This window comes from Avibacterium volantium, from assembly GCF_049366555.1.
Taxonomy (GTDB): domain Bacteria; phylum Pseudomonadota; class Gammaproteobacteria; order Enterobacterales; family Pasteurellaceae; genus Avibacterium; species Avibacterium volantium_A.
Genome location: NZ_JBMMGT010000027.1, coordinates 1 through 22,313 on the forward strand (window position 1 = coordinate 1; position 22,313 = coordinate 22,313).

19 protein-coding genes and 2 pseudogenes are annotated in these 22,313 nt (G+C 40.5%); 5 read left to right on the plus strand and 16 right to left on the minus strand.

Going from position 1 to position 22,313, the window contains the following annotated elements:
- The 3 genes and pseudogenes from ACLS0A_RS08880 to ACLS0A_RS08890 form a co-directional block, all read right to left on the minus strand.
- Positions 1-107, minus strand: a pseudogene (locus ACLS0A_RS08880) (hypothetical protein); the annotation flags it as partial.
- 29 nt (positions 108-136) lie between these two features.
- The gene (tal, locus tag ACLS0A_RS08885; protein WP_423106811.1) at positions 137-1,090 is read right to left on the minus strand and encodes a transaldolase; all 954 of its coding nucleotides are present in this window, start codon (positions 1,088-1,090) and stop codon (positions 137-139) included.
- Positions 1,091-1,108: 18 nt separating this feature from the next.
- Positions 1,109-2,173 carry a triose-phosphate isomerase gene (locus ACLS0A_RS08890; protein ID WP_416083186.1) on the minus strand — a complete coding sequence of 355 codons (1,065 nt, stop codon included), beginning with the start codon at positions 2,171-2,173 and terminating at the stop codon, positions 1,109-1,111.
- A 294-nt stretch (positions 2,174-2,467) separates the two neighbouring features.
- On the opposite strand from ACLS0A_RS08890, the gene ACLS0A_RS08895 reads away from it, so the two are divergent.
- Positions 2,468-3,121, plus strand: coding sequence for an IS1595 family transposase (locus ACLS0A_RS08895; RefSeq protein ID WP_416083185.1), 654 nt, complete (start codon positions 2,468-2,470; stop codon positions 3,119-3,121).
- Between the two features lie 100 nt (positions 3,122-3,221).
- Here the strand turns inward: ACLS0A_RS08895 and dhaL are convergent, their stop codons facing one another.
- From dhaL to plsY, 4 genes and pseudogenes are all read right to left on the minus strand, one after another.
- Entirely contained in the window at positions 3,222-3,848 is a 627-nt protein-coding gene (gene dhaL, locus ACLS0A_RS08900; protein ID WP_416083184.1) for a dihydroxyacetone kinase subunit DhaL, read from the minus strand.
- 1 nt (position 3,849) lies between these two features.
- A pseudogene (locus ACLS0A_RS08905) lies at positions 3,850-4,857 on the minus strand (dihydroxyacetone kinase subunit DhaK).
- A gap of 8 nt (positions 4,858-4,865) precedes the next feature.
- A complete protein-coding gene (locus tag ACLS0A_RS08910; RefSeq protein WP_423106812.1) occupies positions 4,866-5,891 on the minus strand; it encodes a 4-hydroxythreonine-4-phosphate dehydrogenase PdxA in 1,026 nt (341 codons plus the stop codon).
- Positions 5,892-6,245: 354 nt separating this feature from the next.
- Positions 6,246-6,839: a glycerol-3-phosphate 1-O-acyltransferase PlsY gene (plsY, locus tag ACLS0A_RS08915; protein ID WP_416083183.1), complete on the minus strand. Its 594-nt coding sequence runs from the start codon at positions 6,837-6,839 to the stop codon at positions 6,246-6,248.
- 99 nt (positions 6,840-6,938) lie between these two features.
- Here plsY and folB point away from each other — a divergent pair, with 99 nt between their 5' ends.
- Both folB and ACLS0A_RS08925 read left to right on the plus strand, forming a co-directional pair.
- A complete protein-coding gene (gene folB, locus ACLS0A_RS08920) occupies positions 6,939-7,295 on the plus strand; it encodes a dihydroneopterin aldolase (protein ID WP_115248962.1) in 357 nt (118 codons plus the stop codon).
- Entirely contained in the window at positions 7,292-8,185 is an 894-nt protein-coding gene (locus ACLS0A_RS08925; protein ID WP_416083182.1) for a DMT family transporter, read from the plus strand. The genes folB and ACLS0A_RS08925 overlap by 4 nt, the downstream gene beginning before the upstream one ends.
- Positions 8,186-8,258: 73 nt before the next feature.
- Here the strand turns inward: ACLS0A_RS08925 and ACLS0A_RS08930 are convergent, their stop codons facing one another.
- The 7 genes from ACLS0A_RS08930 to hemC form a co-directional block, all read right to left on the minus strand.
- Positions 8,259-9,791 (minus strand): pyridoxal phosphate-dependent decarboxylase family protein, encoded by a 1,533-nt coding sequence (locus tag ACLS0A_RS08930; RefSeq protein WP_416083181.1) that lies wholly within the window; start codon positions 9,789-9,791, stop codon positions 8,259-8,261.
- A gap of 77 nt (positions 9,792-9,868) precedes the next feature.
- Entirely contained in the window at positions 9,869-11,233 is a 1,365-nt protein-coding gene (locus ACLS0A_RS08935; protein WP_115248965.1) for a diaminobutyrate--2-oxoglutarate transaminase, read from the minus strand.
- A gap of 282 nt (positions 11,234-11,515) precedes the next feature.
- Positions 11,516-11,971, minus strand: coding sequence for a hypothetical protein (locus tag ACLS0A_RS08940; protein WP_416083180.1), 456 nt, complete (start codon positions 11,969-11,971; stop codon positions 11,516-11,518).
- A 39-nt stretch (positions 11,972-12,010) separates the two neighbouring features.
- A complete protein-coding gene (locus ACLS0A_RS08945) occupies positions 12,011-13,303 on the minus strand; it encodes a heme biosynthesis protein HemY (protein WP_416083179.1) in 1,293 nt (430 codons plus the stop codon).
- 11 nt (positions 13,304-13,314) lie between these two features.
- The gene (locus ACLS0A_RS08950; RefSeq protein ID WP_416083189.1) at positions 13,315-14,922 is read right to left on the minus strand and encodes a uroporphyrinogen-III C-methyltransferase; all 1,608 of its coding nucleotides are present in this window, start codon (positions 14,920-14,922) and stop codon (positions 13,315-13,317) included.
- A gap of 43 nt (positions 14,923-14,965) precedes the next feature.
- Positions 14,966-15,718: a uroporphyrinogen-III synthase gene (locus ACLS0A_RS08955; RefSeq protein WP_416083178.1), complete on the minus strand. Its 753-nt coding sequence runs from the start codon at positions 15,716-15,718 to the stop codon at positions 14,966-14,968.
- Positions 15,719-15,750: 32 nt separating this feature from the next.
- Positions 15,751-16,680, minus strand: a complete 930-nt coding sequence (gene hemC / locus ACLS0A_RS08960) for a hydroxymethylbilane synthase (protein ID WP_416083177.1) — start codon at positions 16,678-16,680, stop codon at positions 15,751-15,753.
- A 179-nt stretch (positions 16,681-16,859) separates the two neighbouring features.
- Between hemC and ACLS0A_RS08965 the strand changes: the two genes are divergently transcribed.
- Both ACLS0A_RS08965 and ACLS0A_RS08970 read left to right on the plus strand, forming a co-directional pair.
- Positions 16,860-19,352, plus strand: coding sequence for a class I adenylate cyclase (locus ACLS0A_RS08965; protein WP_416083176.1), 2,493 nt, complete (start codon positions 16,860-16,862; stop codon positions 19,350-19,352).
- Positions 19,353-19,363: 11 nt separating this feature from the next.
- Positions 19,364-19,993 carry a response regulator gene (locus ACLS0A_RS08970; protein WP_103853604.1) on the plus strand — a complete coding sequence of 210 codons (630 nt, stop codon included), beginning with the start codon at positions 19,364-19,366 and terminating at the stop codon, positions 19,991-19,993.
- A 212-nt stretch (positions 19,994-20,205) separates the two neighbouring features.
- Here ACLS0A_RS08970 and cpxA read toward each other — a convergent pair whose 3' ends face one another.
- Both cpxA and cpxR read right to left on the minus strand, forming a co-directional pair.
- On the minus strand, positions 20,206-21,597 hold the full coding sequence (gene cpxA, locus ACLS0A_RS08975) for an envelope stress sensor histidine kinase CpxA (protein ID WP_416083188.1): 1,392 nt from the start codon (positions 21,595-21,597) through the stop codon (positions 20,206-20,208).
- Between the two features lie 5 nt (positions 21,598-21,602).
- Positions 21,603-22,304 carry an envelope stress response regulator transcription factor CpxR gene (gene cpxR / locus ACLS0A_RS08980; protein ID WP_416083175.1) on the minus strand — a complete coding sequence of 234 codons (702 nt, stop codon included), beginning with the start codon at positions 22,302-22,304 and terminating at the stop codon, positions 21,603-21,605.
- Positions 22,305-22,313: the final 9 nt, after the last annotated feature.

Consider the following 22,313-nt stretch of genomic DNA (forward strand, 5'->3'; position numbering starts at 1 on the left):
GATGTCCGCCATTCCCATTGGGCACCAGGGTGACCTGACTTGGCTTTTTGCACCGCGTCCATACTTAAAAAACGAATGGCATTCGCTAATTCTCTTCGAGTTGACATTTTTATTCTCCTAATACCAATAGCAAACCTTAAAACTTCGCCAATAACATCGCTTCTAATTTTTCTTGGTCGATGGCGAATTTGCGGATACCTTCAGCCAGTTTTTCGACTGCCATTGGATTGCTGTTGTGTTGCCAGTAGAACTCGCTTTCAGTAAGCGGTTGTTGCTTGGCTTTCACTTCGCCAGTGTAGTTTAATTTACGCACAAGTGCGGTGTGATTTTCTTGTAATTCTTTTAACAATGCTGGCGCGATGGTTAAACGGTCGCAGCCTGCAAGCTCAGTAATTTCGCCTACGTTACGGAAACTTGCGCCCATTACTACGGTTTGATAGCCGTGTTGTTTGTAATAGTTGTAAATTTTCGTCACTGAAATCACGCCCGGATCTTCTGCTGGTGCGTATTCTTTTTTGTCGCTGTTTGCTTTGCACCAGTCAAGAATACGGCCCACAAATGGGGAAATTAAATATACGCCCGCTTCCGCACAAGCACGCGCTTGCGCTTCTGAGAATAAAAGGGTTAGGTTACAGTTAATGCCTTCTTTTTCAAGGATTTCTGCTGCTCGGATACCCTGCCAAGTGGAGGCAATTTTAGTTAAAATACGATCATTAGACACGCCTGCTTCATTATAAAGTGCGATTAATTTACGCGCTTTTTCAACGGTCGCTTGGGTGTCGTAAGAAAGACGTGCGTCCACTTCGGTAGAAATGCGTCCTGGCACGATTTTAAGGATTTCTAAACCGATGTTTACCGCTAATTTATCTTCTGCATCAATAAGTTGCTGTGCTTTGTCGGCACTTTTGCTTTTGGCATAAGCAATGGCTTCATCAATTAATGGTGCATATTGAGGCAAAGCAGAGGCGCTTAAAATGAGTGATGGGTTGGTGGTGGCGTCTTGTGGTTGGTAGGTTTTAATGGCTTCAATATCCCCTGTATCTGCCACAACCACGGTCATTTCGCGTAATGCTTCTAATTGTGTTGTCATAATAACTCCTTATCAATATTAATTAAGTAATTTCTTTAACTCTGAATAAACTTCTTGGACAATATATTGACCGAAAATAATCTGAAATTGGTTAGTTATTGAAAATAATCCTTTAACTTTATCAAGCTTTTCAATATTAAGCTTATTGATTTTAGTATCATCTTTCAATACAACTCGAATACGAGTTGCACAATGTGTTAGTGCGCTAATATTATTTTTTCCACCTAAATATTCAAGGAGCAAATAAGCTATTTTTGAATATTCACTTTCTGAGTTATTGCTATCAGATTGTTGATTTTCATATGTTTCTAACGAATCTTTAATTAAAGAATAAAATGCATCAGCATTCCAAGCACTACGACCCACAAATAGCCCATCTATATAAGGCTGAACAATTAATTCATTCGCATTTTGTGGATTCACGCTTCCACCATATAATACTGGTATATCTTTTCCTGCATCTCCAAAAATTTCTACTAAGCATTCTTTTATAACTTGATGTTTCTTATTAGCATATTCAGCACTTGCTGGCGTTCCAGAATCACCAATAGCCCAAACCGGTTCATAAGCTATCCGTAATTTTGGTAAATCATTAATAGAAACGCCAGCTAACCCTATTTTCAACTGTATTCTAAGAATTTCATCAGAAATTTGATAATCTTTTTGCTCTATGGTTTCACCTACACATAATAAGGTGAAAAAGTTATGTTGTAGAGATGATAAAACTTTCTCATTCTCTTCTTTATCAGTTTCCCTCATTAGGTGTCTACGCTCTGAATGACCAATCATCACTAATTTGACACCTAATTCTTCTAGCATTAATGGGGAGATTTCTCCTGTATATTGTCCTCGTTCATTGGGATTCATATTTTGTGCACCAATGATTATTGGAGGGGACGTTTCATCTTTTTTAACCGTATTCATTGCTGTTTCTAAAGCGGTATAAGATGGAATGACAAAAAATTCTAGCTGAAATTTTGATTTAATTTTAGAAAGATTATGAGATAATGCAGAAAGATAGTTTTGTACTTCTTTTCTATCTTTGTACATTTTTAGATTTGTACCAAAAAATATTTTTTTCATTGATATTAGTCCTTATTTTTTACTAAAACTCTGCAAGGTGCGCCATCGGCATTTTCTATTGCGATAGGGATCATTAATGCCTCAACAATAGTGCTTGTTATTTTATCTGTATTACAAAGATATTCGACTAATGTAATTCCTTTGGATAATAAATGGTGATGAGTTACATGTTTTGATAATGGTTTTTCTATTTCTCCAGTCAGCCAGCCTCTGATAGGATAATCTTGTGGAAAATCAAAGGCTATAATTTCAATTGGGGCTGACGTAGATTAGCTAGTATGCTAACCTACAAAAATGAAGATAACTCATTGTAAATTAAAGAAGTCTATACAGAAAAAGCTACTTGAATTTTTTGTATTAGAAGTAACAGCTCGATCAGCCGCAGATTTACTCGGTATTCAGCCCAATTCAGCCATCCTGTTTTACCGCAAAATCCGTGAGGTCATCAGCTATTATTTAGCACTTGAAGCGGATGAAGTATTTGACGGACAAATTGAGTTGGATGAAAGCTATTTCGGTGGACATCGTAAAGGAAAACGAGGTCGTGGAGCTGCAGGAAAAGTCGCTGTTTTTGGGATATTGAAACGGCAAGGAAAAGTGTTTACTATTGTCGTAGATGATACCAAATCAAAAACGTTACTGCCTGTTATAACAAGGAAAATTAAGCCTGATAGTTGGGTTTATACAGATACGTATCGTAGTTATGATGCCCTTGATGTAAGCGAATTTCACCACGAACGAATTAACCATTCGGAGCTGTTTGCAGTGAAACAAAATCACATCAACGACATTGAAAATTTTTGGAGTCAAGCCAAGAGGATACTCCGAAAATATAATGGAATTGACCGAAAAAGTTTTCCATTATTTTTGAAAGAATGTGAATTTCGATTTAACTTTGGGACACCAAAAGAGCAGCTAAAAACATTGCGAAAATGGTGTGAAATTTAGGGCTAATCTACGTCAGCCCCTTATTTAATAAAAGAGTTTATTTGTTTCAAAATACACCCATTTCAATCAGTTATTATTGTGAATAATTGATATGACAGTATTATTGATTAACAAACTCCGACATATATTTTAGAATCAAAGACATAGATACTGCTCCTGGATCTACATGACCTAATGACCTTTCGCCTAAACTCTTAGCTCTGCCGAAGACTGCAACTTGATTACGTGTATTTTCAGCACCATCTTCTGCAGCTTTGGCTACACTTGATAAGGCATTTTTTAAATCTTCATTCTTCACTTGCTCAGATTGTTTTTCAGCTGCAACCAGAGCATCAATCATTGTTTTATCTCCCGGTTTTGCACATCCTCTAGCAAAAACAGCGGCTGATCCTGCGACTAAAAATTGTGAAAGGACATTACTATTAAACTCTTGTTGACCAGCAATTGCCTTTCCACCAGCTCTAAATAAAGTGCCGAATATTGCACCAGAAGCGCCACCCATACTCGACATCATCTTCGTTCCAGACATTAAAAATAGCTCGCCAATGTCTTTAGGAGAAAAATCACCACTTTGAAGTAAAGCACGAACAGCTGCAAAACCTCGTTGCATACCAAGCCCATGATCTCCATCCCCAATTTTCAAATCCAATTCTGTTAACATGGGTTCACTGTTAACCATTTTTTCTGCTGTATATAAAAGCATCTCTCTTGTTTCCGTGATATTCATCTTATTTTCTCCAAGCAAAGCTGTCACAAGGCATGTCATGCAGTTTCTGCAATTCATCGTCTAAACGGAAAATTGTTATTGAATAACCAGCCATTTCTTGAGATGTACAATAAGGCCCAATGAGTACATCGTGAATCTAAATATTTCGCTTAATTAAATCTTGGTGTACCTTTCTATAAGCAATTAATAATTCAGTATAGGTAGAACCTCCTAAATTATTGATTGTTACACAAACTCTGTCTCCTTCTTGCAAGCCAATGTCATCGCATAAACGCTCAACCATTTCTCCATTGATTTCGTCTGCGGGTGCCATTTTTTGTCTTCTAACACCTGGTTCCCCATGAATTCCCATACCGAGTTCTAATTCGTCATCGGCTAGCTCAAAATTAAATTTTCCTGTTTGGGGAATTGAACAAGCTCCTAGTGCAACGCCCATAGTTCTGGTGTTAAAATTCGCTTTTTTTGCCGCTTCATATACTTGATCTAAGTTGTAACCTGCTTCAGAAGCAGCACCAGCAATTTTTAATACATACATATCGCCTGCAACACCTCGCCGATCGCTCATTTTAGAAATGGGGGCAGCGGAAATATCATCTGACACCCGTACTGTCTTAACTTGAATTCCATCTTCTTCCAAAAGTTCTGCCGCAATGTCGAAATTCATATTATCCCCAGCATAGTTACCATAAATAAATAACACGCCTTGACCTTTTTCTGCAGATTTGGTTGTTTCTATAATGATGTCTGGTGAAGGAGAAGCAAAAATATCACCTAGGGCTGCCGCATCTGCTAGGCCGTTCCCGACATAACCAGCAAACATAGGTTCATGACCACTACCACCGCCTGTAACAATAACAACTTTGCCATTACGGATATCGGGGCGATATACACCACTATAACCTTCAACTTTTAATAATTTACCTTGACTGGCGTAAAGGAGACCTTCTAACTGTTCTGTCGGTACTGAATTTGGATCATTGAGTAATTTTTTAGGATGTCTAGCCATCATCGTGTCTCCTAAGCGTATTCTGTTGATTTAAGTACACCTTGTCCCATACGAACTGCAATATTAAAAGCAGCTTCAAATGCCGTTGGAACAGCCACATTTTTTCCGTATAAATCGTAAGCGGTTCCATGATTAGCTGTAGTAATTGGAATAGGGATACCACCTTGAACTGTTACTCCTCGCTCAAAACCAAGAAGTTTCAATGCGGTAGAAAATTGGTCATGGTACATTGATACGACACCATCGAGATTTAAGCGTTTTACTTCATGCATTGTGGTATCGCCAGGGAATGGTCCATATAGTTCAATGCCATGCTCTCGCTGAGCTTGTTCTATAGCAGGTTTAATAATCGTCATTTCCTCATCACCAAATACTCCTCCTTCCCCTCCATGAGGATTTAGTGCTTGCACTGCAATTTTAGGGTGAGAGATACCTGCTTGGATAAGCGTCCTATTCAATAGGCAAATACAATCAACCAGCCCTTGTATAGATAAATTCGGGACAATATCTTTGAACGGAATGTGTGAGGTTACGCGTGCAGCCCAAATATCATCAACGACATTTAATTCACAAACAAAATCCTTAAATTCTGTTTGCTCTGCAAACCAGTGGAGTTCATCTCTATATTTAAGTCCTCCTTTGTGCATTGCTTGTTTATTTAATGGTGCAAAGCAGATTGCTTGAACATAGCCTGCTTTCGCTAAATTAACTGCTATTTTGAGTGTTTCTAGAATATAAACACCATTTTGTTCAACTGCGATGCCATATTTTAGTGGTAATGGATGAGAGCATTTGTGTTCAAGTAAAACAGGAACTCCCACTTTGAACTGATATTTAAAAAGTAGGTTCGTTTCTATTTTTTCATAAGGAAAATTTGTTTGAGCTATTCTCATACCATTAGAAAGTTCGTTTTCATCTCCAATGATTAAGATATTGGCTTGCTCTCTTATCGTGTCTTTACTTAGAAGTTTTGCTACTAATTCTGGCCCGATACCAGCAGTCTCTCCAAGCAGTAAAGCAATTGTTGGTTTATATATATCTTCTCCTTAATTATCATATGTTCACTTTGTGTTCTTTTGATTTACTTGGGTTTAATCATATTTGTTCTAGAAAAAATGTGATCCAGATCTCAGATCTAGATTTCTCCGTATATTTTTGTTGTTTTTGTGATCTTTTTCACATATTTGAGTATTTACAATCTTAATATATTAAGATTTATCATTTACATATAAAATCACATGGTGAACAGTTGTTCTTTCTATATCTTGTTTATAAATTAATTTTAATAGGACTTAAAATAGATGTGGCGGAGATAGGGGAATTGGAAATATATTAAATATGATTGCATATTTCTTTATTAATGAATTGAGGTTAGTTCATATCTATAACTCTTATTTAAACTTACCCCAAACCTTGTCCTCTTGCCCACGCCATAGGCGTTGGATATTGTCGTGATGGCGGTAAACGAGCAGGCAGCAGACGAGTGCGACAGGGAAGGTGAATTCAGGTTTGTACCACCATACATAAAAAGGAATGGTGATCGCGGCGATAACGGCACTTAAAGATGAATAACCCGTGAGCAAAAATACCGCAAGCCAAGTGCCGAGCATCCATAGATCCACGCCCCAGCCGATAGGGGCGATTGCACCAAATGCGGTGGCGACGCCTTTTCCGCCTTTAAATTTAAAGAAGATGGGGAAGATATGCCCTAAACAGGCGGCCAGTGCGACCATACCTAACTGAAATTGGGTTAAGCCAAGATAATAGCCCGCCCATACGGGAAGCATTCCTTTTAAAATGTCAAAAATGAGTACTGCTAAGGCAGCCCAGCGCCCGCCGATGCGTAGTACGTTAGTTGCACCGGGGTTGTGTGAGCCTGTTGTGCGTGGATCAGGTAAGCCTGCTAGGCGACAAAATAAAATAGCGCTCGAAATTGAACCGAGCAAATACGCACAAAACATATAAAAAAGGGCGAAAAGGCTCATTTTTACCTACCTGATTCGTCAAGTGAAAAATTTGTTCGTCTATTGTACATAAACTTGGTAGCATACGCCTAATAGTATTTCAGGATATTGAAGGATTTTATGATAGATCGCATTTTTATTGAAGAATTGGTCGTTTTCGCTCAAATTGGCGTGTATGACTGGGAACAACAAATCAAACAAAAGCTTATTTTTGATATAGAAATGGCGTGGGATTGCCGCCAAGCCGCAGAAAGTGATGATGTGGCATATTGTCTAAATTACGCAGAAGTCAGCGAATTTATCATTGACTATGTGCAATCTAAGCCCTTTTTCTTAATTGAGCGCGTGGCTTATGAAGTGGCAGTGCAGCTTGAACAAAAATATGGGCTGAGCTGGTTAAAAATTAAATTAAGTAAACCTAAAGCCGTAGCACAAGCCCGCAATGTGGGGATTATTGTGGAACGCGGCACAAGATGAACAAACAGCATTATGGCTATCTTTGCCTGATTTTAGCCACCTTATTTTGGGGCGGCAATTATATTTTCGGCAAAATACTAAGCCGTGAAGTGGATCCCATTGTGCTAACTTATCTTCGTTGGTTTCCCGCTGCGGTAATTTTGTTATTGCTGTTTGCTAAACGTGTCATCACTTTTTATCCCACTATTCAAAAAACGTGGAAAATTTTGACCGCACTTTCTTTACTCGGCATTGTCATTTTCCCGTTATTTCTTTATCAGGGCTTACAAACCACCACCGCACTTAATGCCAGTATTTATCTTGCGGTTGTGCCGATTGCGGTATTATTGCTGAATCGTCTTGTTTTCGGGGATAAAATTCGCCCTTTAATGCTCGCAGGGGCAGTGGTGAGTTTCTTCGGTGTATTATGTTTATTAAGCCAAGGCGATCCACAAACCTTACTACAGTTTAATGTGAATAAAGGGGATTTATGGGCGATTGGTTCGGCATTGAGCTGGGCGCTGTATTGCTGCATTATCCGCCTACGCCCAACAGACTTACCCAACGCCGTGATGCTTACTTTGCTTGTTGCCATTGCAATTCTGTGCTTTAGCCCTGTTTTTCTATGGAAAGCCTTAACCGCCAGCGAGCCGATTATGAGCCAAATCTCTACGAGCCATTGGGCAATGATTGGCTATTTGGTTATCGGACCGTCAATTTTATCTTACGCCTTTTGGAATTACGGTATAAGCCTCGTGGGCGGTGCGAAAGGTGCGGTTTTCACCAATGTAACGCCGTTATTTGCCGCATTGCTTGGTATTAGCGTTTTGGGGGAAGCGCTCTATTGGTATCATTTCGCCAGTGGTGCATTGATTGTGCTAGGGTTGCTGATGTGTAATCGGAAAGGATAACGCAATAAATAAACACAAAGAAACAAAAAGTGCGGTATTTTTCACCGCACTTTTTTCTTACCGTCTAGAAAGATTAATCAATCGCTGGCACATAATTGCCGGCAACGATCGCATCTTTGATGTTATCAGCGGTTTCCAGCACTTGAGCGAGCAAGGCTTGCACGTTTTCAAGGGTGGCAATTGGGCTAAGGGTGGTCATTTTTAAGGCTTGTACGCCATTGACTTTCGTTACCCCAATATTAGCTTCACCACGGGCGAACAATTCGTCTGCGATATTTTGATTGAGATTATCAATAAATTCCGCAGGGTAGTTCGCAGGATTGACACGGAATAACACCGAAGCGAACTGCGGTTCAACTAATAATTCAAGGCCTTCTGTGGCTTTGATGTAATCCGCCACTTCGCGCGTGAGCTTCACCCCATGGTCGATCATTGAGCCGTAAAGTTCTTCACCAAGTGCTTCTACGGTGAACCATAATTTTAACGCGTCAAAACGGCGTGTGGTTTGCAGTGATTTTGCTACCAGGTTTGGCACACCGTGCTCTTCGTCATATTCTGAATTTAGGTAGTCCGCTTTGTAATCAATAAAACGATAATTTTGCGGATCTTTAAGCAAAAACGCACCGCAAGAAATGCTTTGGAAAAAGTGTTTGTGGAAATCAAGGGTAACAGAATCCGCCTGCTCTAAGCCGTCTAACCAATGGCGATATTCATTGGAAAGCAACAATGCACCGCCCCACGCGGCATCAACGTGTAACCACGCATCATATTGATCAGCCAATTTACGAATGTCTTTGAGTGGGTCGATTGCCCCTGCGTCAGTTGTGCCTGCGGTTGCCACAATGCACGCCACTAATTTTCCTTCCGCTTTGAGCTGGGCGAGAATGTCGGCTAGGGCGTTGGTGTCCATTTGTGCGTTGGAATTACAAGGCACGCTCACCACGGATTGGAATCCCATTCCCATCATCGCCATATTTTTTTGCACGGAAAAGTGTGCATTTTCTGAACATAACACTTTTACACGTTGCAAGGCTTCTGCTGGCAAGCCATCTTGCTGTACAGACCATTCTTTGCCTTCCGCATTTTTCCAGTGTTTTGCCACGCAAGCATCACGCGCCAATAGCACACCCATTAAGTTAGATTGCGTACCGCCAGAGGTAAACACGCCCGCATCACCTGCTGCATAGCCCACTTTTTCACGCAGCCATTCGATCAGTTGCACTTCCATTAATGAGCCTGCTGGGCTTTGATCCCAAGAGTCCATTGATTGGTTGGTGGCGTTAATAAACACTTCTGCCACTTGGCTTGCCACCATGGTTGGGCAATGTAAGTGTGCTAAAGAATGAGGGTGATGCACTTTTAGGCTTTTATTTAAGAATAATTCCGTTAAGCGATCTAAGGATTTTTCTAAGCCAAAACCTTGTTCAGAAGGCTGAAAAGCAATTTCTTCGCGTAGCTGTTTAATGCTGCCGCCAGTGTACATTTTGTTATTTTTGAGCCAATTTCCTACCGCACTTATTGCTGTTGCCATATTTTTTTCATAATCAGCGATAGATTGTGGATCATTGCAAAGAAGGGATTGTTTGTGTTTTGCGAAATCGACCATTGAGAATTTCCTGAAAGATGATTGAGATAAAAATAGCTAAAAGGGGCGTTACACACCCCATTTAGCTAGATCAATAATTAGCCACGCACAGCTTTTAATGCGTCTGCAACAGATTGAGCAAAGCGTTTGATTAATTCTTCACTTTCTGCTTGCGTGATGATGAGTGGGCAAAGAATACGCACCACGTTACCGCCACGACCACCACGTTCTAACAATAACTTATTGTTAAAGCAGGCTTTTTGAATTGCTGCAGCAAGCTCACCATCTGCTGGATAAGCGCCGATGCGATCTTGTGGTTTACGCTCATCAACAATCTCAATCCCGATCATTAAACCACGTCCACGCACGTTTCCGATACAAGGATACTGCTGGGCTAATTTCTTCAATTCAGTTTGTAAGAAATCACCGCGTTCTAAAGCATTTTGTGCCAAGTTTTGCTCACGCATTACTTTTAATGAGGCATAACCTGTCGCCATTGCCATTTGGTTGCCGCGGAATGTGCCTGTGTGTCCTGCTGGCTGCCACGCATCAAATTCTTTTCGAATAGCTAGCACTGCTAATGGTAAACTTCCACCTACCGCTTTTGACATTACAACGATGTCTGGCTCGATACCTGCATATTCAAAGGCAAACATTTTTCCTGAACGGCAGAAACCTGCTTGTACTTCATCAAGGATTAACACAATGCCGTGTTTTTTGGTCACTTCACGGATTTTTTGTAACCATTTCACCGGCGCAGTAACCACACCGCCTTCCCCTTGAATGGCTTCAAGGATCACGGCTGCTGGTTTTACCACACCGCTTTCAACATCTTCAATAAAGTTTTCAAAATAATAGGTTAAAGCATCAACACCTGCTTCACCACCTAAGCCTAATGGACAACGATATTCGTGCGGATAAGGCATAAATTGCACGCCTGCCATTAAGTTTTGTACCGCGTTTTTTGCGTTTAAGTTGCCTGTCATCGCCAATGAACCGTGGGTCATTCCGTGGTAACCACCAGAGAATGCGATAACATTACCACGCCCTGTGTAGGTTTTAGCAAGTTTTACCGCTGCTTCTGTGCCATCAGCACCAGAAGGGCCACAGAATTGCAAGCGATACTGATCTTTCGGGAAGAAAGAAAGCAGTTCTTCGGTAAATGCGTCTTTTAATGGCGTAGTTAAATCTAATGTATGAAGCGGTAGACCACTGCTTAATACGTCTTGAATAGCTTGGATCACCGCTGGGTGATTATGTCCAAGGGCTAATGTACCTGCACCAGCTAAGCAATCAAGATATTCATTACCTTCTACGTCTGTTACCCAGCAGCCTTGTGCTTTTGCGATCGCCAATGGCAATTTGCGTGGATAACTACGCACATTGGATTCCATTTCATTTTGACGAGTAAGGTAATATTCGTTGGTTGCGTTGTTGATTGGATTTACAGGAGTGTTTGTCATTTTTAATCTATACCTTCGATAAGAGGTTAAAAAAATAAGTCGGGTGCCTTGCGGGATAACGTCATATGCGTTATAAGCCTAAGCTTTCTTATTTTTCCAAATAAGATGCCATGGGGCATTTTGACTCGCTACTTATTAAAAAAAGCGTTTCAGCTTTTTTATTTTTTCCAATTTGGAAAACAGAGGTTCGTAAAGCCGAAGCCTTACAAAAGACGGGATATAGTACCCTTTTTTGCTAGAAAGAAAAGCGATTTTTACTTATTTAAGTAAAATAATCAAAAATTACACCGCACTTGCTCTTTGCCAGTAAGTTTTCTGGGCAAAAACGAATTTATTTGACGTGTGTTTGATTTCGTCAAGCTCAATTTGCCATAAATCCGTGTTCATTAAGCGCGCAAAGGGGTAACGGTCATAATAGCGTTTAAGGGCGGATTTTCGGGTATCTTCATTAAGCAAAATGGCACGTCCTTTGAATTGCACGCCTTCAATCTCGCTCACTTGATCCGTTTGGGTGGCGATCGTGCCAACCACCAGATCACTTTGTTGCATAATTTGTGCGTGTTGGGTGGAAAGGGAAGAAAAGAAGATCAAGCTGATATTGCTGTCATCAAGCACATAAAAGCAGTTGGCCGCCCAAAAGCCTTGTGCGCTATGTACGGCAATGCTCATCACTGTTTGCTGTTGTAAAAATTGTGCAATGTTATGGGGAAGATTTTTCATCACATCATTTTTTATCATTAAAGAAAATGCCCTGCAAAACAGGGCATTAGGTTTACCTTAAGCATTTTTGGCTTCTGTTGTTTCCGCTAGTGCGGTGGAATTTTCTGGCGTTTTTTCCTTTTCTTCAGGGGCTAAGTTTTGCACCGACATGGCGGATTTCAAACTTTCTTGCTGAAGTTGTTTAGCCAATTCATTTTCACCGTTTTGCTCGAACACATAGGTCGCCATTGTAATATCATTTGGCTCAAGCTGTGCTTTATTTTCCAGCACTTTCTTGAATGCCTCACTCGCTTTGGCAAATTCACCATTACGCACATACAAATAGCCTAAAGCACGGTTTGTGCAACAACAGCCTTGATCTTTACTTTGTTTCGCGCGTTTTTCCATAATTTTCAGCAATTTGCTGTTATCTACTGGTTGAACGCGGGTAATCTGTGTGCAAAGTTGTTGTGCCAGTGGGTTGTTGTCGTCCACTTTTTTCAAGGCTTCTAAGATCAATTTATAAGCGGTTTCGTGATCATCACTGTCAATTAAACGGCGAATTAATCCCACTTTCACATAAAGATCATTTTGACGTTTACGCGGTTGATCGTCCCACCATTTAAGCAAGCCGTCCACGCCTTCTTCATTCATTTTCTCATCAAGTAAGCCATCTTCAACGCGATGTTGTAAGGTGGTAAATTCTTTGTCGGAATAAAGCCCTGAATTTTCCACTTGATCAAGAATTTTGTCCAAAGCTTCAAAAGCGTGGGATTTTAAGTAAATCTCAACCGCGAGTTTCAACACTTCTTTATTGCGGTGGGTCATTACTAACAGGCTATCAATGGCACTGCGTGCAGCTGGCAATTTATTTTGCTGTAACAAAATTCGCGTGCGAGCAATTTCAACAAGTAGATTATCCGTGCCAGCCAATTCGGTCGCTTTGATAAGGTAACGGTTAGCACTAAATTCATCACCACGCTGTTGGGCAGCTTCGGCGGCTTTAATAAAGTTCAACACCGGCTCATCAGAATGTTTGGCGTTCTTACCAATCAATTTCTCGGCTTTAGAATATTGCCCTTCGTCCATTAGCATCAACCCTTCAAGGGTTTGTTTTTGTGCTTTAAGACGTTTACGGCGGGAGAACCAACCGTAAGTGCTGTTACTTAAACGGCAGAATTTGGTAATGATCCACTCAATACCGTACACCACCGCCATTGCGATTACAAAGAAAATCACAAGAGTGGTGATGGACATTTCAATGCTGTATGTGCTGGTTTCTATTAGCACATAACCTTGTTTGCCCGATAAATAAGGGCCTGCGATTAAGCCGGCAAGTAACACCAGCATTAAAAATAGGGTTCTAAACATTGCTATTTCCTCTACTGTTGTGTTTGCTCAGATTTGTCAGAATTTTCTACCGCACTTTTATTTTCTGCATCAGATTGTTTTTCTGTATCAGCTTGATTTTCGCTCGGCTTTTCACTTTGGCTTTCATCATTTTGCGCTGCGTTGTTTTCAGCTTTGTCCGCTACTGGTTGTTCTACTGGAGCGGCTTTCGCTTCTTGTGCCGTTTCTTTAGCCACATCTTTATCTACGGAAATCTCAATTTTTTGCACTTCTTGTGACGGTTTATTAAGCAGTTTATCTAGCATATTTAAGCTGCTAAGTTGGGTTGGCACATCGACATAAATAGATTGTTCCGCCAGTTCGTCCACTTCATTTAAGAAAGTTTTTGCTACTTCCGTGTTGGTATCAAAATAACTTCTCACCCAAGATGCCACGGTTTCTAAAGATTGTTTATACAAATCATTTTGCTGACGTGGCACCGCCATAATGGCTAGCTGTAAGCGTAAACGAATGTTTTCACGCAAATAAATATCTTGATTTGGTGCAAGTAAGGCTTTGCTTTCGGCATTTTTTGGTGTAACACGAATAAAATGATTTAAGAAAGAGGTCGCACTTTTCTCCGCATTTTCTTTCCAATCTTCCCAAGAACCACTTAATTTTTCGTTAGCGGGATTTGGATCATCAAAATTCACGTTTAGCACGGTGAGTTCGTCCACGTTATTTGCCAGCTGAGAAAGGCGTTGCATAATGGCGTTTTGATCGATATTGTTCACCGACAATAGCTGTTTTAAATCTGCATTAATGGCGCTACGCACTTGCATCGCACGCGGATCAGATACCTTACTTAAGGTTTCATCAGCCACTTTTAATAGCGAAACCGCGGTATCCACATCATTATCTAGCACTAATTTGCGTAACGCATTGTTTAATAAGAAATCTGCTTCAGAAAGCAACCAATCATTCGGCTGTGCCGTTTTCTGTGCATTACTTAAATTCTTAACTTGATTTTGTAATGAAGTGATTTGTTGATCCTTGATTTCCACCATTTTTTCTAACGCCGTTAATTTATCGTTGGTAGATTGGCTAGTTTGGGCAAGCTGTGCAATTTTTGCTTGATCTTGTTTTAATGCGGCTAAATCGCTATCCATTAAGCCCTGTACGTTGGTTGGCACAGCGCGTTGTTCTAGGGCGGTTAATCGGCCTTGCACTTTGGTTAAATGCTGCTCAGCAAAATAATAGCCTGCGCCACCTAAACCTAACGCCACTAATAAGGCTAAAATCGCCACACCCGTACCGCCTTTTTTAACGATGACGGTTTGTGGCTCAGCAGCCGATTGGTCTGCTTCTGTTTCAGAGGATTTCGCTTGTTGCGATAATTCATCGCGTTCTTGAGTTTGCTCTTTTTCTTTCATTGTTGTTTGCTCTTCCGTTACTTGGGCTTGATTTGAATCGGTGTCCTGCTGCGCTTCCAGCTCATTTTGTTCTGTGCTTTGGGGATTCACTTCGCTTTCTTGGTTTGCTTGCTGTTGGCTGGTTTGAACAGTAGGTTCTTGTTCTACTTCTTTTCCTACTTCGTGTTGTTCTACTTCTTGCTGTACGGGCTGTACGGACGAGGTTTCCGTTAAACGATTTTTCCCCATTTTTTTGCCGTGATGTTTAGCCATAATTTATTCCTTATGCTGATTAAACTTCATTTCGTTGCAATACCGCATTTAACATTGCTGAATTATTTGCTTTTGGCGAAATACGCACGTTTTGCCACCCTTTTTCTTGGGCGAAATGAGCAATTCTTTCGCTAATTGTAATTAATCCACAAGACATTAACCAATTATGTTCATTTTTTGGCACAAAATCCAGCAATGAACGCAAAATTTCTTTACTCGTTACCACAATTTCACTGATTCCAGCGCGTTTTAACATACTCACTTGCTCTGCCTTATCATAAATCAGCGGTTCGCGGCGATAACATTCGAGAGTTTGAATTGTTGCCCCACGCGACTTGGCTTGCTCGGAGAAAAACTCACGGCCACCATTACCGCGTAAAATCAAAATGGTTTTACCGTGCAAATTTTCCATTGCGGATAAAGAAAGTACGCCCTCACTGGTTTCTTGCTGAAAAGGATAATGAATATTCTGTTCTGTCTGACTGGAAAAGACCTGCGCGGTTCGCTGTCCTACGGTAAAATAATGTAAATCTGCCCGCCATTGAAAGCCCGCTTGCTTCAGGCTTTCTGCACTGTAAGTTACCGCATTTTGCGATACCACAAAAACATAATCACCGGCCTTAAGTTGATTAAGCTGACGGGGTAAATCATTCAGTTCACGCCCCGCTTGAATGGAAAAGAGCGGAAAATGAATGGCTGCAATGCCTGCCTTTGCAAGCATTTCTACCAGTTGCTTACCTTTTTCATCAGGACGCGTAACCAACACTGCCATTTTCTTTTCCTTGCTGTTATAAGCCTAGGCGATTAAATACCAAGGGCTTGCAAAATTTCATCAGCCCCTTGTTTTAACAGGCTTTCTGCCACTTGTACGCCTAATTCTTGCGAATTTTCCACCGCACTTTGATTTTCTGCACGAATGATTAAGCTACCGTCTGTTTTGCCTACCAAGGCTTTGAGATAAAGCTGGTTATCGCGAATTACCGCATAGCCTGCGATGGGTACTTGGCACCCACCTTGTAAGTGGTTATTCATTGCTCGTTCTGCTAATACACAGGCGGTGGTTTCGGCATCTGCCAATGGGGCTAATAATTGTTGGGTTCCTAGATCATCGGTGCGACATTCAATGCCCACTGCACCTTGTCCTGCTGCGGGCAAAGAGGTTTCGGTATCAATGAAAGAAGCGATGCGATCGGCCATTCCTAAACGAATTAAGCCTGCGGAAGCCAAAATAATGGCATCGTAATCACCGTTATCTAATTTGCTCAAGCGCGTTCCCACATTGCCGCGCAAAGATTGAATATTCAAATCTGGACGTAAGGCTTTCAGCTGACATTGACGGCGTAAACTTGATGTTCCTACCACCGCGCCTTCAGGTAGCTCATCTAAAGTGCGGTAAGAATTTGACACAAATGCATCGCGCGGATCTTCACGTTTACAAATCACACTCAAGCCTAATCCTGCTGGGAATTGCATTGGCACATCTTTCATTGAATGCACCGCAATATCCGCTTCGCCATTTAATAAGGCGTTCTCTAACTCTTTGACGAATAAGCCTTTGCCGCCAATTTTGGCTAAAGGCGTGTCTAAAATCACATCGCCTTTGGTAACCATTGGCACAAGCTCCACCGTAAGTTGTGGATATAATTGAGTTAAACGATCTTTAATATAGTTAGCTTGCCATAATGCCAAAGGGCTACGGCGCGTGGCGATTTTGAGTAGTTTTTTTGTCGTCATCGTGCAAAAAAGAAGATTAGAAATAATTGTCTTATCCTATCACTGTTGCTGAAAAATGTCAGTTTCCATTTAATTTTTTTGCTTTCCTGTGAGGCAAGTGATAGAGTAATACTTCAATTTCTTTTCAAAAAATGCGAGGAAATTGTTCATTTATCAATCCCTCTTTCCTAGGATATAAATTGAATTACGATATTAATAGTGCTAAAAAGCAAGTGGAATATCTTGATAAAGTGCGTTTTGAACGCGCAATTTCAGGGACATCTCAGAAATTTAAGCAAGTATTTCAAACAATTAGCTTGTTATTGCATCTCAATCACGAAAAATTACCAGGTTATATTGAAAATGCGCCAGCAGGGATTGCTGATTTTAAATTGTCAGACTATCAACAAAATTTCCTAATAAGACAATTTGATTTCACGGAACAGGATATAAAAAACTCGCTATTTTCGCACCGCACTTGTGCGCCTATTTTAGGCGTGTATGTGATGGGAAGCATTGCCTCAATCAGCCAAACGTCCATTTCTGATTTGGATATTTGGGTGTGTCATTTAGAAAATATCAGCGCAGCTGATCGCAACTTATTGCACAAAAAAATGGACGCCTTGCAGCAATGGGCTTTAACCTTAGGGATCGAAATTAATCTTTACCCAATGGATCAAAATCGCTTCCGCTGCTTTCGTTATGCGGATCCTTTAACCGCAGAAAATTGTGGTTCAGCACAATATATGCTGCTGCTTGATGAATTTTATCGTTCCGCCATTCGCCTTGCGGGTAAACCCCTATTGTGGCTGCATTTGGCGGTAGAAAATGAAAAAGATTACGAAAATGAAGTGGCTCGTTTAATCGAAGAAAAGGTGATCAATCCTGATGATTGGGTGGATTTTGGCGGCTTAGGGGCATTTTCTGCTAATGAATATTTTGGTGCAAGTTTATGGCAACTCTACAAGGGGATCGATTCGCCTTATAAATCCGTCTTAAAAATTTTATTGCTGGAAACCTATTCAGCGGATTATCCCGATACTTACCTTATCGCGCAAGAATTTAAAGCTCGCTTGCTTAATGGGGACAAAAAACATCACTTTGATCCTTATCTCACAATGCTTGATCGCGTAACTAACTATTTGATTGGCTTAAAAGATTTGCAGCGTTTAGAGTTCGTGCGCCGCTGTTTTTACATTAAAGCCAATGAATATAACAGCAATGTAGAAAAAAATACGTGGCGACTTTCTCAATTGCAGAATTTAGCCAGAACTTGGGGCTGGCCGAAAGAATTAGTGCAAGAGCTGAATCAACGGGCGTGCTGGAAAATCAAACGGGTGAGAGAAAGTCATAATAATTTAATCAAATTCCTAATGTTTAGCTATCGCCATTTGGTGCAATTTGCCCGCAAATATAAGGTAAATTCCAGCATAATGCCGCAAGATATTAGCATTTTAACCCGTAAGCTTTACACTGCCTTTGAAGAATTACCGGGCAAAATCACCCTGCTCAATGCAATGATTTCTTCTGATTTATCGGAAAAAAACATCACTTTTATTGAGGTGAAAAATAACCGTAATTTCAAAGATGGCTGGTATTTGGTTAATCAAACGCCTGATATTCGTGGCTTTCAACAACAGCGTTATGTGGAATATAGCGAAAACCTCAATAAACTCGTGGCGTGGGCATATTTTAACCGCCTGCTTACGCCAAAAACCGAATTACATATTTTCAGCCCCAATGTTGATCTGCATAAATTACGCCACTTTGTCGCCGATCTTCGCTTGTCCTTGCCCGCCATCGTGCCTGTGGCAAGTAACGAAGAATTAAACCACAACTGTGAAATCAAAAATTTGGTGGTGTCGATCAACCTTACCAAAGATCCCACTGCACACTTATCCGAAGCCAAAACCAGCATTATCGCCAGTGATTTATTTAGCTTTGGTCCTGATGAAGAAAGTTTAGTCGGAAGCATTGATCTTACCTACCGCAATTTATGGAATGAAATTCGTACCCTGCACTTTGAAGGGCCGAATGCCATTTTGCTTGCATTAAAAGTGCTTTCTAACAAAATTTATCGTGGCGCAACTTCGCCACAAAGCGTCAATGTGTTTTGTTACAGCAAATATTATCAAAAAACCTTGCGCAACATTGTTACCGCCTTAATTCAAAAATGTATCAGCATTCAAGTGGGCGTGAGTGATGCACCACAAAATAATTTACTGCGTGTGGCGGGGAAAAACTGGCAATTTTTCTTTGAAGAACGCGGCATTAGCCTACAAGAAATCCACAATCCACCATTGATTGATAACAATGATTTTAATGTCGAAGTGCAAGAGCTCATCGAACATAAAGAAAAGCCACAAGCACGCAAAAAATATCCTTATGAAATTGACGCCTTTGCTAGCGAAGGCTTTTTACAATTTTTCTTTGAAAATAACTTAGATCACACATTCAACGTCTATATTTTAGATGAAGCCAACCGCATTGAGATTTATCGCAACTGTGAAGGCGAAAAAGAACAGAAAATTTATGAGATAAATCATATTTACCAGTCGGCAGGCTTGGAGGGAGATAATAATCCGTATAAAATTGTGCAACGAAATTTTAACTACCCACAATTTTATCAATTATTACCAAGTGATAATGGGATCAAAATTGTGCCATTTTATAGCCGTTTGGTGTCATCATAATAGGGGAAACTATGCTTGATAAAATGAAAATATTGCTCATTGACGATCATCCATTGATGCGTCGTGGCATAAAACAATTATTAGAACTTGATGAAGCATTTGAAGTCGTTGGAGATGCAGGGAGTGGCACGGAAGGCATTAATCTTGCGTTACGCACTTCGCCAGATTTAATCATTCTTGATTTGAATATGAAAGGGTTATCAGGATTAGACACCCTTAAAGCATTGCGCGCAGAAAATGTGGATGCTCGCATTATTATTCTCACCGTTTCTGATGCGAAAAATGATGTGTTCACCCTAGTGGACGCAGGTGCAGATGGTTATCTATTAAAAGATACCGAGCCAGATCTACTACTTGGACAAATCAAACGCATTGCACAAGGCGAAGTGATTTTAAGTGATTCCATTAAAGATCTGCTGTTAGAACAGCGCCCAGAACAAGATCCAATTTACACTTTAACGGATCGCGAAATGGACGTGTTACGCCTTATCGCCACAGGCTTATCCAATAAACAAATTGCTGCGCAACTTTTCATTTCAGAAGAAACGGTAAAAGTGCATATCCGCAATTTGCTGCGTAAACTAAACGTTCATTCTCGTGTTGCCGCCACAGTGCTTTATTTCCAACACAAAGGTGCTTAACCATTTCAAAACAAAAGAGCGGTGAAAAATCCGCTCTTTTTTCTTATCTTTTTCTTTTATCTCTACTTCTTTCTCGTTCTACAAAAACTTAACAAAAAAGCACCGCACTAACTTTATTACAATAAATGGAAAATCGTGCAAAATAGAAGTGCGGTTGGAAATTTTGGTGTTTTTATTTCTGAAATAGATGACCCAACAAACTCAAAATATTTTTATTCAGAAATCCACAGTGGCAATTTGATCACAACACGCAACCCACCAAGATGGCTTGATGCCGCCCAAACTTTTCCTTGATGTTCACGGATAACATTGGCGACAATCGCAAGCCCTAGCCCTGTGCCGCCTGTTTCGCGGGTTCTGGCTTCGTCAATACGGTAAAAAGGTTTGAAAATATTTTCATATTCACTGATTGGAATGCCTGCCCCATTGTCATCAATCGTAATGACCATTGAATTATCTTCAACGAAGATCGTTGCTTCAATTTTAGAACGCGTATATTTCAGCGCGTTGCATAAAATATTTTCAATGGCACTGCAAATTAACCCTTTGTTTCCATTGAGATAATATTGGCCTGGTTTATGGATAAGCTGTTTTACTTTAAAAGATAATTTTTTCTGTTCTGCCTCAAAGCGGCTATCTTTAATAATATCGTGCCAAATTTCGATGATGGGGAAAATTTCTCGCAGAATGTGGCTGTTTAATTGCTGACGCGAAAGTAAAAGCAGATCGTTGATCATTCCATCAAGGCGTACGGCTTCTTTTTCGATGCGTGCAATTTCTGAACTGCCGTTCACACGCCGGCGTAATAATGCCAGTGCCAATTGCAAGCGAGTGAGCGGTGTTCTTAACTCGTGTGAAATAGAGGAAAGCAAAGCTTGTTGATTAGAAAGCAGATCTTCTAAGGCAATCGTCATTCGGTTGAAACTTTGCCCTACTTGGCGTAATTCAATAGTCCCTTGGGTTTCAAGGGATTTGTCCACTTTAAAATTTCCTAATGCCACGGCATTTGCAGCTTGTTGTAAATGCCGTAATGGCCGTCCGATACTGCGTGAAAGCCACCATAGTAAGGGGGTGGAAATCAACATAATAAATAAAATGAGAATATAAGGGCGGTCAAAAATGTAGGAAAGAATTTCTTTTTGTGGATTAACACGGCTGACAAAATAGAGTGTGTAAGGCACATCATTTTCTAAATTAAGATGTACGGTAAAAGGCCCTGCAATTTGAATGTCATAAAAGTTTTTTTTCAGCGGTTTTAATGTGGTGCTGGTGTGATACATAAATTGCTGAATAGGGGCAATTTCTTCCTTTCTTGTGCCGAGAATATTGCCGTTTTGATCGACAAGAACAGGGTGAATGCCATCAAATTTATCCACTGGGATAACTGGCACGCCCGAGATAATATGTGCCAGTTGTTTATTACGAATGGCGGTGGATATTTCACCGTAATAACCTGAAACCTCTTCGTTGCCTAGCTCGGTGTAAATACGCGCGTCAAAATAAGGCAGTAAAAAAATCAATGCGAGGAGAAGAACAAAAGCGAGCCAGAATAAGGCAAAAATTCGCATTGAGAGTGTATTAAGAAAAGTTAATTTCATTTTGATTGAGTTTATTTAGACGCAACGAGCAGATAGCCTTTGCCTCGTAATGTTTTGAACCAAGGGGAATCATCATTTCGTGGCGGAAGTTTTTTCCTTAAATTTGACATATGCATATCAATGGCACGATCAAAAGGCGTAAGCGGTTTACCAAGGATTTCCATACTCAAATGCTCACGAGAAAGAATTTGCCCCGGGTTGGCAATAAGGATTTGTAATAAGGCAAATTCAGTGCCTGTGAGTTCGAGATTTTTATCTTCATAAAGCACTTGCTGACGTCCCGGATAGAGGGTTAAACCACAAAATTCAATTTGCTGATTTTCTTCCGATTTGCTTTCATTCACTGAATTTGCTAGTTCGGTACGGCGTAAAATGGCTTTAATTCTTGCCACCAATTCACGATCATTGAAAGGCTTCGGTAAATAATCGTCCGCACCCAATTCTAAGCCGATAACGCGATCAATTTCATCGCCCCGTGCCGTGAGCATCATTACCGGTGTGGTGAAATGTTGCCTAATTTGTTTTAGGGTTTCAATGCCGTTTAATACAGGCATCATTATATCCAATAACACGAGGTGATAGCTGTTATCCAATTTGTCTAAGGCTTCTTTACCATTGTTTGCGGTATCTACCTCAAAGCCCTCTAACTGAAGTAATTCAGCCAGAAGTTCCACAAGTTCAATATCATCGTCCACTAATAATAATTTAGCCATTATGATTGG

What these genes read in the sequence shown, in the direction of transcription:
- tal (WP_423106811.1), bottom strand. Translation starts at nt 1,090, where the DNA reads ATGACAACACAATTAGAAGCATTACGCGAAATGACCGTGGTTGTGGCA.
- ACLS0A_RS08890 (WP_416083186.1), bottom strand. Translation starts at nt 2,173, where the DNA reads ATGAAAAAAATATTTTTTGGTACAAATCTAAAAATGTACAAAGATAGA.
- ACLS0A_RS08895 (WP_416083185.1), top strand. Translation starts at nt 2,468, where the DNA reads ATGAAGATAACTCATTGTAAATTAAAGAAGTCTATACAGAAAAAGCTA.
- dhaL (WP_416083184.1), bottom strand. Translation starts at nt 3,848, where the DNA reads ATGAATATCACGGAAACAAGAGAGATGCTTTTATATACAGCAGAAAAA.
- plsY (WP_416083183.1), bottom strand. Translation starts at nt 6,839, where the DNA reads ATGAGCCTTTTCGCCCTTTTTTATATGTTTTGTGCGTATTTGCTCGGT.
- folB (WP_115248962.1), top strand. Translation starts at nt 6,939, where the DNA reads ATGATAGATCGCATTTTTATTGAAGAATTGGTCGTTTTCGCTCAAATT.
- ACLS0A_RS08925 (WP_416083182.1), top strand. Translation starts at nt 7,292, where the DNA reads ATGAACAAACAGCATTATGGCTATCTTTGCCTGATTTTAGCCACCTTA.
- ACLS0A_RS08930 (WP_416083181.1), bottom strand. Translation starts at nt 9,791, where the DNA reads ATGGTCGATTTCGCAAAACACAAACAATCCCTTCTTTGCAATGATCCA.
- ACLS0A_RS08935 (WP_115248965.1), bottom strand. Translation starts at nt 11,233, where the DNA reads ATGACAAACACTCCTGTAAATCCAATCAACAACGCAACCAACGAATAT.
- ACLS0A_RS08940 (WP_416083180.1), bottom strand. Translation starts at nt 11,971, where the DNA reads ATGATAAAAAATGATGTGATGAAAAATCTTCCCCATAACATTGCACAA.
- ACLS0A_RS08945 (WP_416083179.1), bottom strand. Translation starts at nt 13,303, where the DNA reads ATGTTTAGAACCCTATTTTTAATGCTGGTGTTACTTGCCGGCTTAATC.
- ACLS0A_RS08950 (WP_416083189.1), bottom strand. Translation starts at nt 14,922, where the DNA reads ATGGGGAAAAATCGTTTAACGGAAACCTCGTCCGTACAGCCCGTACAG.
- ACLS0A_RS08955 (WP_416083178.1), bottom strand. Translation starts at nt 15,718, where the DNA reads ATGGCAGTGTTGGTTACGCGTCCTGATGAAAAAGGTAAGCAACTGGTA.
- hemC (WP_416083177.1), bottom strand. Translation starts at nt 16,680, where the DNA reads ATGACGACAAAAAAACTACTCAAAATCGCCACGCGCCGTAGCCCTTTG.
- ACLS0A_RS08970 (WP_103853604.1), top strand. Translation starts at nt 19,364, where the DNA reads ATGCTTGATAAAATGAAAATATTGCTCATTGACGATCATCCATTGATG.
- cpxR (WP_416083175.1), bottom strand. Translation starts at nt 22,304, where the DNA reads ATGGCTAAATTATTATTAGTGGACGATGATATTGAACTTGTGGAACTT.